General features: G+C 36.8%; 15 protein-coding genes. 3 read left to right on the top strand and 12 right to left on the bottom strand.

The features are described from left to right. The first annotated feature begins 85 nt into the window (after positions 1-85). The 3 genes from guaB (at position 86) to HX109_RS11320 (ending at position 3760) form a co-directional block, all read left to right on the top strand. Positions 86-1558 carry an IMP dehydrogenase gene (guaB, locus tag HX109_RS11310; RefSeq protein WP_178952027.1) on the top strand — a complete coding sequence of 491 codons (1473 nt, stop codon included), beginning with the start codon at positions 86-88 and terminating at the stop codon, positions 1556-1558. Positions 1559-1858: 300 nt separating this feature from the next. Then, on the top strand, positions 1859-2722 hold the full coding sequence (locus tag HX109_RS11315; protein ID WP_178952029.1) for a rhomboid family intramembrane serine protease: 864 nt from the start codon (positions 1859-1861) through the stop codon (positions 2720-2722). 24 nt (positions 2723-2746) lie between these two features. Then, complete coding sequence (locus HX109_RS11320; RefSeq protein WP_178952031.1) at positions 2747-3760, top strand: endonuclease/exonuclease/phosphatase family protein; 1014 nt, start codon at positions 2747-2749, stop codon at positions 3758-3760. Here the strand turns inward: HX109_RS11320 and HX109_RS16255 are convergent. The 12 genes from HX109_RS16255 to HX109_RS11375 form a co-directional block, all read right to left on the bottom strand. Beyond that, complete coding sequence (locus tag HX109_RS16255) at positions 3749-4069, bottom strand: DUF6122 family protein (RefSeq protein WP_220399458.1); 321 nt, start codon at positions 4067-4069, stop codon at positions 3749-3751. The genes HX109_RS11320 and HX109_RS16255 overlap by 12 nt on opposite strands. 96 nt (positions 4070-4165) lie before the next feature. Beyond that, entirely contained in the window at positions 4166-5467 is a 1302-nt protein-coding gene (locus HX109_RS11325) for a hypothetical protein (RefSeq protein WP_178952032.1), read from the bottom strand. A gap of 18 nt (positions 5468-5485) precedes the next feature. Beyond that, a complete protein-coding gene (locus tag HX109_RS11330; protein ID WP_178952034.1) occupies positions 5486-6373 on the bottom strand; it encodes a DUF4625 domain-containing protein in 888 nt (295 codons plus the stop codon). 47 nt (positions 6374-6420) lie between these two features. Further along, positions 6421-8805, bottom strand: a complete 2385-nt coding sequence (locus HX109_RS11335; protein ID WP_178952036.1) for a TonB-dependent receptor — start codon at positions 8803-8805, stop codon at positions 6421-6423. A 278-nt stretch (positions 8806-9083) separates the two neighbouring features. Next, positions 9084-9404: a hypothetical protein gene (locus tag HX109_RS11340; RefSeq protein WP_178952038.1), complete on the bottom strand. Its 321-nt coding sequence runs from the start codon at positions 9402-9404 to the stop codon at positions 9084-9086. A 152-nt stretch (positions 9405-9556) separates the two neighbouring features. Next, positions 9557-9883, bottom strand: coding sequence for a hypothetical protein (locus tag HX109_RS11345; protein WP_178952040.1), 327 nt, complete (start codon positions 9881-9883; stop codon positions 9557-9559). A 76-nt stretch (positions 9884-9959) separates the two neighbouring features. Beyond that, the gene (locus HX109_RS11350) at positions 9960-10592 is read right to left on the bottom strand and encodes a WbqC family protein (RefSeq protein WP_178952042.1); all 633 of its coding nucleotides are present in this window, start codon (positions 10590-10592) and stop codon (positions 9960-9962) included. 31 nt (positions 10593-10623) lie between these two features. After that, positions 10624-12177, bottom strand: coding sequence for a signal peptidase I (gene lepB, locus HX109_RS11355; RefSeq protein ID WP_178952044.1), 1554 nt, complete (start codon positions 12175-12177; stop codon positions 10624-10626). 94 nt (positions 12178-12271) lie between these two features. Continuing rightward, positions 12272-12973, bottom strand: coding sequence for a 4-hydroxy-tetrahydrodipicolinate reductase (dapB, locus tag HX109_RS11360; protein WP_178952046.1), 702 nt, complete (start codon positions 12971-12973; stop codon positions 12272-12274). 27 nt (positions 12974-13000) lie between these two features. Further along, complete coding sequence (locus tag HX109_RS11365) at positions 13001-13765, bottom strand: DUF5683 domain-containing protein (RefSeq protein ID WP_178952048.1); 765 nt, start codon at positions 13763-13765, stop codon at positions 13001-13003. Next, on the bottom strand, positions 13765-14661 hold the full coding sequence (locus HX109_RS11370; RefSeq protein ID WP_178952050.1) for a ParB/RepB/Spo0J family partition protein: 897 nt from the start codon (positions 14659-14661) through the stop codon (positions 13765-13767). Before HX109_RS11370 ends, HX109_RS11365 begins: the two co-directional genes overlap by 1 nt. Continuing rightward, a complete protein-coding gene (locus tag HX109_RS11375) occupies positions 14662-15435 on the bottom strand; it encodes a ParA family protein (protein WP_178952052.1) in 774 nt (257 codons plus the stop codon). Between the last annotated feature and the right edge of the window lie 228 nt (positions 15436-15663).

The raw sequence follows: 15663 nt of genomic DNA on the forward strand, positions 1-15663 counted from the left end.
TTAAGATACTGATAAATTCCGCGAGGGCTATATTTTTACTAAAAAAAGCAGTATATTTGCGTGCAACTAAATTAGAAGTTGCAATATGGAAGCTCACAATGCAAAGTTTGTTGGCGAAGGGTTAACTTACGACGATGTACTACTCGTACCGAACTATTCTGAAGTCTTACCGCGTGAGGTAAACATTCAAACAAAATTCACAAGAAACATTACGATTAATGTACCAATTGTCTCAGCGGCAATGGATACTGTAACCGAAAGTAGAATGGCAATTGCCATGGCTAGAGAGGGAGGAATTGGCGTTTTGCATAAAAACATGTCTATTGAGCAACAGGCCTTAAAGGTAAGAAAGGTGAAACGTGCTGAAAGTGGAATGATCATCGATCCGGTTACGCTTCCATTAACGGCCAAAGTAGAGGATGCCAAGAATAGCATGCGCGAGCACAGTATTGGCGGTATTCCAATTGTAGACGAAAATGGCTACTTAAAGGGTATTGTAACCAATAGAGACCTGCGTTTTGAAAAAGACAATAACCGCCCAATCATCGAGGTAATGACTACAGAAAATCTCGTAACAGCGGCAGAGGGAACTTCTTTGGATGATGCAGAAGAGATATTGCAAGAACACAAAATTGAAAAACTTCCCGTAGTGGGAAATGATAATAAGCTTATCGGCCTAATTACGTTTAGGGATATTACCAAGCTCACACAAAAGCCGATTGCCAATAAAGATGTATTTGGTCGCCTAAGGGTCGCAGCTGCCATTGGTGTCACAGGAGATGCTTTAGAAAGAGCGCAAGCATTGGTTTATGCAGGGGTGGATGCAGTAGTGATTGACACGGCTCATGGACATACCCGTGGGGTTGTTACCATTTTGAAGGAAGTAAAGAAAGAGTTTCCAGATCTAGAAGTTGTTGTTGGTAATATTGCAACCCCTGAAGCAGCCAAATATTTGGTAGATAATGGAGCCGATGCGGTAAAAGTAGGTATTGGTCCTGGCTCTATTTGTACCACACGCGTGGTGGCAGGAGTAGGTTTTCCTCAGTTTTCGGCAGTATTAGAAGTTGCCAATGCACTTAAAGGAACCGGTGTTCCTGTTATTGCAGATGGAGGTATAAGATATACGGGGGACATCCCTAAGGCTATTGCTGCTGGAGCAGACTGCGTAATGCTGGGGTCTTTATTGGCGGGAACAAAAGAATCTCCAGGTGAAACCATTATTTACGACGGAAGAAAATACAAATCCTATCGTGGAATGGGTTCTGTAGAAGCTATGCAACACGGTAGTAAAGATCGTTACTTTCAAGATGTAGAAGACGATCTAAAAAAATTGGTTCCAGAAGGAATTGTAGGACGCGTACCTTACAAAGGCGAATTGTTTGAGAGCATGCATCAATTTATTGGCGGACTTCGAGCTGGAATGGGATATTGTGGCGCTGGAAGCATAGAAAATCTTAAGGAGAACGGACGCTTTGTAAAAATAACTTCTAGTGGTATACATGAAAGTCATCCCCACGATGTTACCATAACAAATGAAGCTCCTAATTACAGTCGATAATAAGAGATAAGCTTTGTTCTTAAGAGGTAGTTTGGATTTTCTGGAATAACTTGCTGTAAGAACTTATTTAGCAGTCTTTAAATTTTTAATTTCGAGTATCGGGCAAAACAATGCAGAATTTTAAATTAAGTTCTGCATTGTTTTATTAATTTTGAGTTTAGAAGTCAAAGGGTTCTAAACTCTTTTTTATTTTTAAAAAACTCTTAAAATAGCTGATTAATCTTCAATTATTTTATATCTATGTTAAGTGATTGAAAAGTTGATATTTTACAACCGCAAAAAACAAATTGTAAATTTATAATGAGCATAAGGAACGACATACGCTATAAATACTCAACTCTAAACGTAGCAGAAAAGTTAATAGTAATAAACGTTGCTGTTTTTATCCTAAATGCATTATTGGTCTTTTTACTACGGCTAAATTCTAATTTTATAGTACAATGGTTTGAGCTGCCAAAAGGGTTTATGGACTTTCTTATGCAACCATGGTCTATAGTTACCTATTCTTTTTTTCACGGAGGGTTTATGCATATTTTTTGGAATATGATCCTTTTGTATTTTTCATCCCGTATTTTTTTAAACCTCTTCAGTAGCAAATACTTTTTAAATGTTTATTTCTTGGGAGCCATATCTGGCGGAGCACTTTTTTTACTCAGTTATAATATATTTCCGGCTTTTTCTGGTGTCAATTCACCCTTAATCGGGGCCTCGGCAGCGATTATGGCTATTCTTATCTTTATTTGTACCTATTTACCAAATCAAGAGGTTAGGGTAATATTCTTCAATATTAAATTGTGGTATATAGGTGCGGCGTTTGTGCTTTTAGATCTCATTCAGTTACCAATGGGGAATTCCGGAGGGCATATTGCTCATCTTGGAGGGTCTTTACTTGGGTTTGTATATGCTAAAAAACTTCAAGAAGGTAAAGATATAGGTAGTGGGTTTGATAGTATGATAAAGTCTTTTGGGAATATGTTTAAAAAAAGTAAAAAATCTCCCCTGAAGACAGTTCACAAAAATAAGCAGCACCAAACGACTAAGAGTTTTTCTAAGAACGAGCATCAAAAACAAATTGATGCTATTTTAGACAAAATCAGTAAAAGTGGGTATGAAAGCCTTTCAAAAGAAGAAAAAGATTTTCTTTTTAAGGCCGGTAAGGAATAAATAAAAATAATCAAACAATTTACTATGAAGAAGCTTAACTGGATTGATAAAGGTATTTTCCTTGTAAATACAGTTTTTGCCTTTTTGCTACTCTTAAGTTTACTGGTTCCTTACGTGCCCATTACATCGTTTCCCAAGATTGCAATTTTCAGCTTGGCGACACCTATCCTTATTTTACTGAATATCGCTTTTTTTATTTATTGGATATTAAAACGGAAGCGCCCTTGGATCTTATCTTTTGTAGTTTTATTGGTGGGATATCAACAAGTATTATCGTTGTACAAATTTTCTGGAACTGAAAATGTGGTTAGTGAATCTACACTGAAAGTTATGACCTATAACGTTCGGGTTTTCGATGTCTATGAGTGGATAGGGAGAAAAGGTGTTTTTGAAGATATTCGGGAAATGATTAAAGAAGAAGATCCAGATATTTTATGTCTACAGGAATTTTACCATACAAAGGAGAATGAATTTGACTTGTTTCCTTATAGTTTTATAAAATACAAAACCAAGGAAACGGGACAATCTATTTTTTCGAAATATCCTATCGTAAATAAAGGGTCGTTAAACTTTCCAAATTCTGGTAACAATGCCATTTTTGCAGATATTGTTAAAGATAGGGATACCATACGCGTATATAATTTACATATGCAGTCTTTTCATATAAATCCGCAGGATGAAGAAATTACCCAAGAAAATTCCAGCAAGATTGCACGTAGAATGGGCGCCGTTTTTTCGAAACAACAAATACAGACCGATATTTTTGTTTCGCATAAAGAACAATCGCCTTACAAAACTATTACCTGCGGCGATCTAAACAACAATCAATATTCATCGATTTACCACCAAATTAAAGGGGAAGATATAGACACTTTCGACGAGCAGGGTAGTGGGACAGGGAGAACCTATTACTTTAAATACTTCCCATTTAGAATAGATTTCGTTTTGGTGGATAAAGATATAGTGGTGGTAGCGCATAAAAACCGCTATGAATTACTTTCCGATCACTATCCAATAATTACCCAGTTACAGCTTTAAATACATTAAAATACAGTCGGAAAGGTCTGCCAAAATATGTATTACCAGAGCAAGCCCTATCTGTCTTGTTTTTTTAAAAAACAGAAGGAAAATGTATACGGCTATTAAGTAATACGAATGAAAGAAATGAAAATTTAAGCTGCATCTATTGCTTTCAAAAATGGGTGTGGCCCAAAGATGGTCAATGTCGATTGCAATTCCTAATAATAGAATAAGGCTTACTTTTATGAACTTTTCCCGATAGAAAAAATAGGCAATTAGAATAGGTACAATAAAATGGATTCCGTAATGGATAATAAATCGGAGCATAAATGTATTTTGATCAACCGAATGCAAAAATATAAAAACCGTGGAGTTAAGCTTGAAATTCTTAGCATCCACGGTTTTTAAGAACAAAGCAGTGTATTAATGATCGTGACCTGGGTGTTGCTCCCCTTCAATAGAGAATCCATTTTTGTACATTCCCTCTACAGCATCTTCTAGCTCTATGGTGTGTACGTGATTTAATTCATCTATTTCCAAAACTTTAATTTGAGTCCTGTTGGGTGCCAACACATATAAAAATTTGTCTGAAGTAACCAACACTGGGCTTGCTTCTTCTTCGGGATCTTTAAATTGATAATCTTTAGAAGCTTTTTTTGCTTCCACTTGTGGAATATTCGCAACTTCAATGGTTCTTTCTATTAACTTGCTTCCTGTTAAACCATCAAACACAATAATGTTATTGGTTTTGGTATGTACAATAAAATAAGAACCGTCGAAACTAAACATCGCATTTGCAACGTCGTTACCAGGATAAATGTTATCAATAGTCTTGTTCATAGGATTGATCATGAAAACCCCAAGGTTTGAAGCTCTACCAAAAAACATATCAGAATTGTCGTGCCCTTTAACAGTACCTAACCAGTTTCCTGATTCTGCATTAAGACCATCTGCATTTGGAATTAAATCGATGTTGTCCTTATCATCCACTAAGATGATACCATCGGTAGCTCCAAAAACACCGTATTCGCCATTGGTAGCATCTCCATGGATAGTTCCTACTTCTACACCGCCATTATCATCGATCACGTTGCCTTGTGCATCGATAAATTTCACCATTTGTGGAAGTCCTCCTGGCTGACTGTTATTTTTGAAGGTAGCTGCAAACTTACCATTGTGTAATCTAAAACCAGCACCGTGATGCGCTACGGTGTTTTCTAAAGTATAGGTTACAGGTTGGTAGGACGGAATTTCTAACTGCGCCTCATCGATATGGGAGATAGAACCATCACCATCGTTAAAAACAAGAATATGTCCTTCAGAAGCTGTGAAATGCGTAGGAAGAACAGAGGTCAATTCTGCATTGGCCCATTTTGCTTGGTACTCGTGTCCGTGTTCGTCGTGATTAACGATTCCAGAATCGAAAAAACGAACTTTTCCACCTTCACGGTCTACAACACCCAAATAACGACCTGAAGTAGTGGTGTAAAAACGCTCGCCACCTACAAAGTCTCCAGCAACCGTGTATTCGATCTCTCCAGAGTTTGCTTGCATAACTTCTAAGTTTCCGTCGTTAATAAGGGTAAGTCGCACCCAATCACTCTCCATTTCGGCAAAGTCTTCGTGGTGGTGATCATCGTGTTCATCACTGTCGTCATCGCTACAAGAAGCTACTAGAGCCACAGTTGCGAATAGGGCATACATTTTTAAAATTGATTTTTTCATGGTTTTCATTTTATAGGATTAATTAAATTGATTTACAGTTATATTTCCATTGCTATCTTCAGCCCAAATAATTAGTTTGGCATCCTTTAAGCTGTTAAAAAAGGAGGTATCCCCATTGAGAATCTCGCCGAGTTGAATTTCTGTTGAATTTGGTAGTGTCTTCCCTTCATTAGGCCTAAATTGATGAGGCCAGTTTGATTTTCCCCAGATACGTTCTTCTAGAATAGTGCCTTCCTGCGCTGGATTATCTGCGTTAGGTTTTTGACTGAAAATCCATAGGAAAACAATCTCTGAAGAAGCTTTATGTTCTGTATTTTGATAAACACGGCCTTTAATGGCGTTATTCGCTACATCTAAATTGGTAACCCTAGCTTGAGGAGCATACATTTTGTTTAAGTACACCGTGGTGTGGTAGGTGCTATTATCACCATAACTCGTTTGATTTCCTTCAACATCCGTAGCTTGGATAGAAAAATGATACGGACCGCTTAAATAAAGTTCCCCATCTTCAATATTTTCATTGCGTTCGTCAAGATAGATTTTCGATGAATAACTAAATTGTTTTGGGTCTTCAAAGTTTTCCGAACTAATTACCTCATTGTGAGTGAATAGTTTGAATGAAGGATTTCGTGCAAACGTAGATTTCCCATGGGTATGCCCATCAAATCCACTATGCACATTAATTTTAATTTCTTGGATACCAGTTTCATCACTTACTGAGAAATTTAGAGGAACTTCCTCTGTTTCTGGATCTGTTGTGAAAAAATAGGAGGGTTGAATGGCACCCACTCCCTGTCTGGCTCCAATTGCTGGTGCAGAAACATCTACATCATTGTCGTCATCTTCTTTCAAACAAGATGACAGCAAAAACATGCTACATAAAATAATAAAGATTTGCTTTGTCATTTTTACTGATTTTTGGTTAAACATTATTTTTGGATTAATTCATGGTTTCATAGATTTACAGGAATACGGAGAGAGAACACAAAATTGCGTCCCTGTTCGGGTATATTTAAAAGTCGGTAGCGGCTAATATGATTGAAATATGCAGTGTTAAAAAGGTTATTTACACTCGCATTGAATGTTAATTTTTGACTGTAAAGATTAAATTTAAAGCCTACCCCAGCATTCACTAAAAAACTGTCTGGAGTTTCACGTTCATTTCTATCGGTTCTATTTTGTGCAAAGTTGTACCTGCCGGAAAGAAATACGAAACCTTCATTGAAAACTTTGGAATTCGGTAAAATGCCATATTCAAGTTTACTGCCAACGGATGCTTGGGGAGTTAACGGCAAGGGCAAATTGCTATCCAGATTTAAATTTTGTACGAAGTCGGCCATCAAATCAGCCTTTAATCCAAATAAAAACTTATAACTGGAAGTCACTTCAAAACCGTTGAAAATAGCATTGTTTTGTCGGTACTCCCACAACGTTCCTCCGGTTGCTAACGGAGAGAAGTTTCCGGTTGGCGCCAAATAGATATAGTTTTTGTAATAACCGTAGAAGAGGGCAGTTTCTAGGAAAAAGTTATTGGATTGGTGCAAGTATGTGAAATCCGCTTGAAACCCTCTTTCTATTTCTAAACCAGGATCTCCCAGTTCATGCCTAAAATTTCCATGATGTACTCCATTGCTCGAAAGTTCAATAGCGGTGGGAAAGCGAAAACTATTTCCTAAATTAAGTTTTAAATGGTTCTGATAATTCAATTTAAAAGTTACTCCTGCAGCTCCGCTAAAATTATCGAAGTTTCTATCAAAGCTTGGTGTACGTTCTTCAAATTCCCCAGTAGGTTGTAAAGTTCCAGGGTCGTACAGAGGTTGTAAATGTTGTTCTACATCATAAGAGCCAAAATCGTAACGTATTCCTGCATTTACAATCCATTTTTCAGAAATATCGAGAGATTGGTAGTGGTATAATCCCGTTTGAAAGCTTTCGTAAACCGGCAATAAATATTCAAAACCATCTTTATTGTTCTGCATGTATTGCAATTGACCACCAAATAATAATTGGTGATTTGGATTGCGATTCATTTCATAACGAATATTGGAGGTGTAGGTGTCCAAATAAAGACCCAATGCCAAATTGGAATCAACTAAATCGGGAGAGATACCGTGTGCACCGGGGAAGGACATTTCCTCACGAATATTCCGTTGGTACCCCAAATCGATTTCCAATCTGTCAGAACCCAGAGAAATGGTAGTATTATTGGTTATGCTGTGATGTTGATTTTCCTGTCTTGGAACCTCAATATTTCGGTTGTCGCCTTGGTGTTCTAGGTTGTACGCTCTTGGAAGTCCGATGGCTCCCGTGAAAATTCCAGCTTTTTGATTGAAACTGGAAACACGTAAGCTACTAATAATCTTATCCGATTGGTAACCAACTGTTCCGCTAAAATGTAGTTCTTCTCCAGCGGTATTTTTTAATCGATTATCATAAATGGGTAGATTAAAACCGGCATAGGTAAATTCATCTGCGGGTACAGTATAATCTCCATAATCTTGATAGGTAACCCTAGCACTGCTAAACCAATTGTTTTTTCTTCCTTTCCATTCCAAAGAGTTGGAATATGCGTAATTATTGGTTTGGAAGGATGAAATTAGTTCAATGGTATTTCCATTTTCAGATAAAATAGAATTTTCTTCAATATTGATTACCCCACCAAGACCATCAGAACCAAATAGCAAAGAGGCCGGTCCTTTTATAATTTTAACATTTTCTACATCAAAGGGGTCTATTTCCAAGCCATGATCGGCGCCCCATTGTTGTCCTTCCTGTTTAATGCCTCTGTTGTTGACTAAAACCCTATTGAAACCCATTCCTCTTATCACAGGCTTGGCAATACCAACGCCTACATTCATAGTGTTAACGCCAGGAACCGCAGCCAACGCACCGCTAAATGTTCCTGTGTTGTGTTTTGCGATGAATTCTTCATCCAGCGTAATTACCGATTGCGAATTATCAATGACGTTTTGTAGAACGCGGGAATGGGCAATAACTACTTCATCCAAATCGGTGACGTTAGTTTGCATTTCAATTTTGAGAAGCTCGTTTTCTGTTGAATCAATTAATTTTACAATTTGCTTTTTATAGGCAATATGGGTCACCTCTAACCATGATAGGCTATTGCGTTCTTCAACTTTTAAAGAGAAATACCCTTTATCATCTGTAAGTGTGTGTTGGTTATGGGGAAATGCTTTTATGGTAGCCGATGCAATGGGTTGTCCAAATGAGTCATGAACATACCCTTTGATTTCTTGCGAAAACCCAAAAAGGAAATTTCCCACCATTATAAAACAAATAATTAAACTCTTTAAATACTGATATTTTAGCTTCTGCATAAGATCTTCTTTAGAGCTTGAAATAAGCTCTATTATTGCTCTTTAATTGAAAATTGAAATGGAGTTGACAGTGAAACCTTTAGAGGTACTTTTTTCTTCTGAAAAAGCTAGGCTTTCCTTTGTCAACAAAAAATAGTCATGGGACGTGATTGTGCTAGTTTATACCAAGAAATAATACAATTATCCTTCTGAAAGTCAATTTTAGTATTGAAAGAAAAATAAATAAATGTAATCCCTGCCTTTATTTGAGACAAATTTTTGCTATAAAAAAGACGTAACTATCCCCAGAAATTAAAAGGTGGAGGTTTGTTGTAATGATAATCTAGGAGTAAAATTTTATGGTATGGTGAAGCATAGACATTTGAAAATTTATGCTGAGGAAAATCAAAAAATGGAGTGGCAGAAGTTGCTACTGGTAAAGTGGAATTTTCTAGCGGTGTGTTTTCTTTTGCGCAACTTATTATGGTACATAGTTCGCAGTTTTCATAATCACTATCATTGTCAACATGGGAATATTCATGCAAGCTTAATACTCGCAGAAGTAGAAAAGCGACTAAAAAAAAGTATGAAAGGGTATGTTTCCAATCTGTTTTAAACATAGAAACTCTTAATCAGGTTTGTAACTATTTAAAAATGACTGCACGGTAATTTGCAGAAGTGTAATGTTTAGTGCTGTAATAAACCGAAAGTTCTTATCACCTTAATGAATAAGAGCAGGTTTTTACATGGCCTAATACTGAAATAAGGAAGTTTATGCGATAACAGGAGGAGCCCTTAACTGTTTGTTATTTAGAAAACAAGGATTTAATACCAAGGAAACCATAGACTCATACGAGTTTCTCGGGTATTGAAATAAAATAAACTCGCTATAGGTCGAGATATCGAAGTGTAGAGAATTTAATTGAAAATGAAATAATCCACAGTCGGGTGTGGTTTTATGATATTGTTCTGAATTCTCCACGTTGAAATGATCGTGGTCTTCAAAAGAATGGAAAATTTGAACCCCCAAAGAAAAGAAGAAAGTAGCAAGCAATGCCATGGCTACAAAACTTCTAAGTATTTGTTTTTGGTTGTTCATTTAAATTATAGTTTTTCTTACTGAAAAAGCGAATATAGGAACTCCTTTTGAAATAACCGAGCTGAGAATTGTTAAATTAAAAATCTAATTTAGACGTTAAACTTTCCAGATAGGTAAGCGAATTGGGTCCTTCATTAAAGAGTAAGTCCATTCCGCTTAAATTTTCCAGGAACCCATGTTTTTCATCAAATACTTGGGTGTAAGGTTCAAAACCGTAAGGTTTTTCAGTTTTAGCATTTACCAAATACCTAAAATCTTCTTCTTTTACATGTTCTTTAAAATATTCAGAAGTAAAGGAAAAATCAAGTTCCAATTGAAAACAATCGGCTAAAAGCTCCATGCTTTCTAGGTTCATATCGTATAAAAATCGATGTTTCTTTTCAAAGAAAGGGGCAAATTCATCTTCATAAAATTCAAAAAAAGGAGAAGTGCGATAGGCTGTTTGAATGGATTTCCAATGTTGCTTTTTCCAATTGAAACTATCTTCCAACGCTACATCTTTATATTTTTGGTGTTCCTTTGTTTTATTGTGTTTAATGGGGATAGATAGCAGTTGTTTTCCGTTCGGACTGTATATGTACCCTCGGTTTCTATAGGTTTGTTTTTGATAATTATCTTCTTTTTCAAATATTATTTCTCCTTCGGAAGTGTTGATTAGTACCCAATAAGCTACCGAAGGAAAATATGCTGGATGAAGAATAGGTTCCATTCCTAAAATTTAAGATTTTAAAACTTATATATTAGCTGGCTTTTTTGCGCTTTCTATAGGTGCTATAACCATACCAAATACCTAAAATAATTAGGAAGTAAACAAGGTAAGAACGTGGTTTCCCTTCGCCACCAACAGTGGTAAACACTCGATCCCAACGAACTTTGTTCCAAAAAGGGCCGCTAGCATTGCTGTCGTAACTAAACCAAATAAAAACTGGTTTTCCTACAATATGATCTGCAGGGACATAACCCCAATAACGGCTGTCTTCTGAGGCATGCCTGTTATCTCCCATCATCCAGTAATAATCTTGCTTGAAGGTGTAGGTAGAAGTTGGTTGGCCATCGATTAAAATTTGATCTCCTCGCACATCTAATGTATGCCCTTCGTATTCAACAATTATTTTTTTGTAGAGCGGAAGCACCTCTAAGTTGAGATCTACTGTTTTCCCTTCTTCTGGAATGTAAATAGGCCCATATTGATCTTGGTTCCATTGGAAATCGCCGGACTGCGGATAAACCGAAGTTAATTTAGAACTGTTCGGGGCTTCTATATTCCGCTTTACATTAACCACATTCGGATTGTCCTCTAGTTTACTAGCCGCTTCTTCCGTCATAGCAGAAAAGAAGTATACTCCTTGTTTTACTTGTCCAAAAGGTCCCGTAACACCATATCTCTCATACATGTATCTTGGTGTTAATTGTCCTTTGGCTTCTACATAATACGAAAATTGAGGTTTTGCGCGATCTGGCAATACAGTTTTTTTACCATTTATGTAAACAAATCCATCCTTTATAGAGAGTGAATCTCCAGGAATACCCACACAACGCTTAACGTAATTCGATTTTTTATCAATTGGTTTGCGGATGCGCTTGTTTGTTTTAACAAAAAATTGCTCTACCGTATCGGCGGGCCAGCTAAAAACAACAATGTCGTTACGCTTTATTTTTTGTAATCCGGGTAGCCTAAAATAGGGGAGTTGTGGCTTTTTTAAATACGATTTGGTGTTTATTACCGGAATGGTATCATGCACCATAGGAAAAGCTACGGTGGTCATGGGTGTTCTCGCCCCATAGTGAAACTTACTTACGAACAAAAAGTCGCCCACCAACAATGTTTTTTCAAGTGATGAGGTAGGTATTACATAGGGTTGCATGAAATAGGTATGCACAAGAGTGGCTGCTACTACTGCAAAAAGGATAGAACTTATCCATTCACCGGCGGCACTTCTTGGTTTTAAGCTTCTGTCGTTAATATAAGTTACATCCAAGCCGTAGTTTACATAATAAATGTAGAAACCAAGAGTTAATACTACCAACCAAGTGTCTGTGGTGCTATTCCTACCAAAACTCCGTATGGTCTCTACCCATATAACGGGAAACATAATAAGATTAATTATAGGAATAAAAAGTAAGATGGTCCACCACCAAGGCCTGTTAATAATTTTCATTAAAACAACAGCATTGTAGACGGGAATAATTGCTTCCCAGGCTTTTCTTCCAGCTTTTACATATAATTTCCAAGTTCCAAGAAAGTGGATTACTTGAATTACTAGGAAAAAAATGAACCATTGTGTCATTGTCATAGTAGTATGTTTTTATTTTTCAGCACCTAAATAAAGAAGTAAAAATATAGTATTTCTTCAGTTTTAATTTTAAAAGTGGCTTAAAATGTGGTTTTTAAGTTAAGTTTAACACGTCTTTCATGCTGAAAACACCTGTTTTTCCTACAATCCATTCAGCAGCAATTACAGCCCCTAAAGCAAAACCTTCGCGGTTATGGGCGGTGTGTTTAATTTCTATAGTGTCTACATCACTTTTATAGGAAATGGAATGTGTCCCTGGAACTTCGGGTTCACGCAGTGCTTTAATCGGAATTTCATTTTCACTGGCTTGATCCAGTTTCCAGCCTGTTTTATCGGAGTTTTTAATGATTCCTTCTGCTAAGGTAATAGCCGTACCACTGGGAGCATCCAGCTTTTGGGTATGATGGATTTCCTCCATACTTATCTTGTATTGAGAAAGGTTCTTCATCATAGTGGCTAAGTATTCGTTTAATTGAAAAAATACATTAACGCCTAAGCTAAAATTGGATGCGTAAATAAAAGCCCCATCATTTTTCTTGCATAGTTCTACGGCATCCTCGTATTTATCCAGCCAACCCGTGGTGCCAGAAATTACAGGTACCCCATTTTCTAAACAAAGCGAAATATTCTTAAATGCTACGTTTGGGATACTGAAATCGATAGCTACTTCTGCTTTTGTTATATCAAAATCTTTGGTGTTTTCATCTACTCTGGCTACAATTTCGTGCCCTCTCGAGGTCGCTATTTGCTCAATCATTTTCCCCATTTTTCCGTATCCAAGTAAAGCTATTTTCATTGTAAATATTTTAGGTAGTAATTTTTCTTAGAAATTAAAACTTAACTGAACCCCGTAATTCGGATTGTAATCCAATTGGTTTTGTTCGTAATAAGGTTTTAAAGAAAGTTTTTCGTTAACGTTAAACTGTTTTAAATGCGCTGTAACGTTGGCATCGATAATATTTAACGCATATAAACCAATAGTAATGAGTAGCGATAGATCCCTATTCTGTTGATAGAATTCTTGGGCATCACGGAGGGCGTCGTCGCTCACATCTGGATTCCCAGGCACTATGCCACTATTGTTTATATCGTAAAATTCATCATCATAATAGCCTGCTAGTCGTCTTTTGAAAGCGTCCCTATAACGGTTGTATTGTTGGGTATTGTCAATATAGAAATATAGTCCGGTACCAATAGCCCCATAAACAATAGGAACTTTCCAGTACGTTTTATTGTAAATTTGCCCGAGCCCTGGTAAAATAGCGGAATAAAAAGCTGCTTTGGCCGGGGAAAGGGGATCGATATCTACCGGTAGACTTGCTAAACTATCCAGTTTTTGCTGCCTTTTAAGTTGGCGTTTTTCTTTTTTTGAAAGGGTATCTATAGCAACTGCCAGAGAATCTTTGGGCTCGTATTGTCTTAAACTATCTTGGGCTTCTTTCTCAAGTTTTTGCAGTTCGCGTACCGTCATTTCGTGCGTAGCATCAGTCTCTGCCTTTTTGCTTACAGAGTCTGTTGCTTTTTCTTGAGCTGCGAGCGTAACATGAAAAAGCAATAAAAATATGGCGACAATACTTTTTTTAAACACTATTTTAAAAGTTTTGTAAGACGTAAAAAGTCTTCTTTCGAATGAAATGGAATAATAAGCTTCCCCTTTCCATTCTTAGCTACTTTAACGTCTACTTTAGAAGAAAAGTATTCCGTGAGTTCTTCTACATTTTCTGAAACGTAATCAGGTAACTCCGGGGTAGTGTTTTTAGTTGATTTAGGATCTTTTTCAGTTTGATATTCACGTACCAATTTTTCTGTTTCCCTAACGGAAAGATTGTTGGTAATTATTTTTTCGTAAATCTCTAGCTGGTCTTTTTTATTTTCAATGTTGATAAGGGCCCGCCCATGACCCATGCTTACAAAACCATCGCGCATTCCTGTTTGAATGATAGGATCCAGCTTTAATAAACGCAAATAATTGGTAATGGTAGAACGTTTTTTCCCTACGCGGTCACTCAGTTGTTCCTGTGTAATGTTAATTTCATCTATTAGGCGTTGATACGATAAAGATATTTCTATGGGGTCAAGGTCTTGGCGTTGAATATTTTCCACCAAAGCCATCTCCAGAGATTCTTGATCGTTGGCAATACGGATGTAGGCAGGAACAGATGTTAAGCCCGCCAATTTAGAGGCCCGCAACCTACGTTCCCCAGAAACCAATTGATATTGGTTAAAGTCGATTTTTCTAACCGTTATGGGTTGAATAACCCCTAATTCCCTAATGGAAACCGCCAATTCTTGAAGGGTTTCTTCATTGAAATTGGTACGGGGCTGAAACGGGTTTACTTCAATGGCATCCAGTTCCAATTCAACAATATTACCTACTACTTTATCTGCATTTTTATCAGAAGCCGATTTAATATCGTTCTCCGGATCTTTCAACAACGCAGATAATCCTCTTCCTAAAGCTTGTTTTTTAGTTGCCTTTGCCATTTAAACCGTTTGCTTATTCTTTTTAATTATTTCATGAGCTAGACTAAGGTAGTTAGTGGCACCTTTGCTCGTAGCATCATAATTAATAATTGTTTCTCCATAACTAGGAGCCTCACTTAAGCGTACATTTCGTTGAATGATGGTATCGAAAACCATATCGCTAAAGTGTTTCTGTACTTCTTCTACTACTTGGTTGGAAAGTCTTAATCTAGAATCGTACATGGTTAATAATAACCCTTCGATATCCAGATTTGAATTGTGTATTTTTTGAACGCTCTTTATAGTGTTCAACAGTTTTCCTAATCCTTCCAATGCAAAATATTCGCATTGAATAGGAATAATAACCGAGTCTGATGCCGTTAAGGCATTTAAAGTTAAAAGGCCTAGAGAGGGAGCGCAGTCAATTAATATATAATCGTAAGTTTCCCGTAGTCCTTTAATGGCCTTAGCTAGCATATATTCTCTTGCATCCTTATCTACGAGTTCTATCTCGATAGCAACAAGATCTATGTGAGCAGGTATTAAATCAACGTTTGGGGAATCCGTTTTTATAATAGTATCTTCTGGTTTAGCAGAATGCTCTAATAATTGATACGTACCTCCTTCAACCGTTTCAACATCTATTCCTAATCCGGAAGTAGCATTAGCCTGCGGATCCGCGTCGATAAGAAGTACTTTTTTTTCCAGTACCCCAAGAGCGGCAGCGAGGTTTACAGATGTTGTGGTTTTTCCAACACCGCCTTTTTGATTAGCTACAGCAATTACTTTGCCCATGTGTTATATTTCGATTTTAGTAAGGTGTATTTTAGTCAGGTAAAAATACGATTATTTGTGAGTTTAGAAAATGAATTTTGTTAACAGTTGTTCAACAATTTGTTTTGTAAGATTAAAGGTGTGTATATCCGTTTGTGTTTCAGGTTTGTTGTTTCATCTATAAGGCTTCATATTCCTCGTTTTAGTTTGAAAAAAATATTCAAACTTGCAATAAGGGACATGAAGCTC

Origin of the sequence: Galbibacter sp. BG1 (assembly GCF_013391805.1) — a bacterium.
Classification (GTDB): Bacteria; Bacteroidota; Bacteroidia; order Flavobacteriales; family Flavobacteriaceae; genus Galbibacter.

What these genes read in the sequence shown, in the direction of transcription:
- guaB (WP_178952027.1), top strand. Translation starts at nt 86, where the DNA reads ATGGAAGCTCACAATGCAAAGTTTGTTGGCGAAGGGTTAACTTACGAC.
- HX109_RS11315 (WP_178952029.1), top strand. Translation starts at nt 1,859, where the DNA reads ATGAGCATAAGGAACGACATACGCTATAAATACTCAACTCTAAACGTA.
- HX109_RS11320 (WP_178952031.1), top strand. Translation starts at nt 2,747, where the DNA reads ATGAAGAAGCTTAACTGGATTGATAAAGGTATTTTCCTTGTAAATACA.
- HX109_RS16255 (WP_220399458.1), bottom strand. Translation starts at nt 4,069, where the DNA reads ATGCTCCGATTTATTATCCATTACGGAATCCATTTTATTGTACCTATT.
- HX109_RS11325 (WP_178952032.1), bottom strand. Translation starts at nt 5,467, where the DNA reads ATGAAAAAATCAATTTTAAAAATGTATGCCCTATTCGCAACTGTGGCT.
- HX109_RS11330 (WP_178952034.1), bottom strand. Translation starts at nt 6,373, where the DNA reads ATGACAAAGCAAATCTTTATTATTTTATGTAGCATGTTTTTGCTGTCA.
- HX109_RS11335 (WP_178952036.1), bottom strand. Translation starts at nt 8,805, where the DNA reads ATGCAGAAGCTAAAATATCAGTATTTAAAGAGTTTAATTATTTGTTTT.
- HX109_RS11340 (WP_178952038.1), bottom strand. Translation starts at nt 9,404, where the DNA reads ATGTTTAAAACAGATTGGAAACATACCCTTTCATACTTTTTTTTAGTC.
- HX109_RS11345 (WP_178952040.1), bottom strand. Translation starts at nt 9,883, where the DNA reads ATGAACAACCAAAAACAAATACTTAGAAGTTTTGTAGCCATGGCATTG.
- HX109_RS11350 (WP_178952042.1), bottom strand. Translation starts at nt 10,592, where the DNA reads ATGGAACCTATTCTTCATCCAGCATATTTTCCTTCGGTAGCTTATTGG.
- lepB (WP_178952044.1), bottom strand. Translation starts at nt 12,177, where the DNA reads ATGACAATGACACAATGGTTCATTTTTTTCCTAGTAATTCAAGTAATC.
- dapB (WP_178952046.1), bottom strand. Translation starts at nt 12,973, where the DNA reads ATGAAAATAGCTTTACTTGGATACGGAAAAATGGGGAAAATGATTGAG.
- HX109_RS11370 (WP_178952050.1), bottom strand. Translation starts at nt 14,661, where the DNA reads ATGGCAAAGGCAACTAAAAAACAAGCTTTAGGAAGAGGATTATCTGCG.
- HX109_RS11375 (WP_178952052.1), bottom strand. Translation starts at nt 15,435, where the DNA reads ATGGGCAAAGTAATTGCTGTAGCTAATCAAAAAGGCGGTGTTGGAAAA.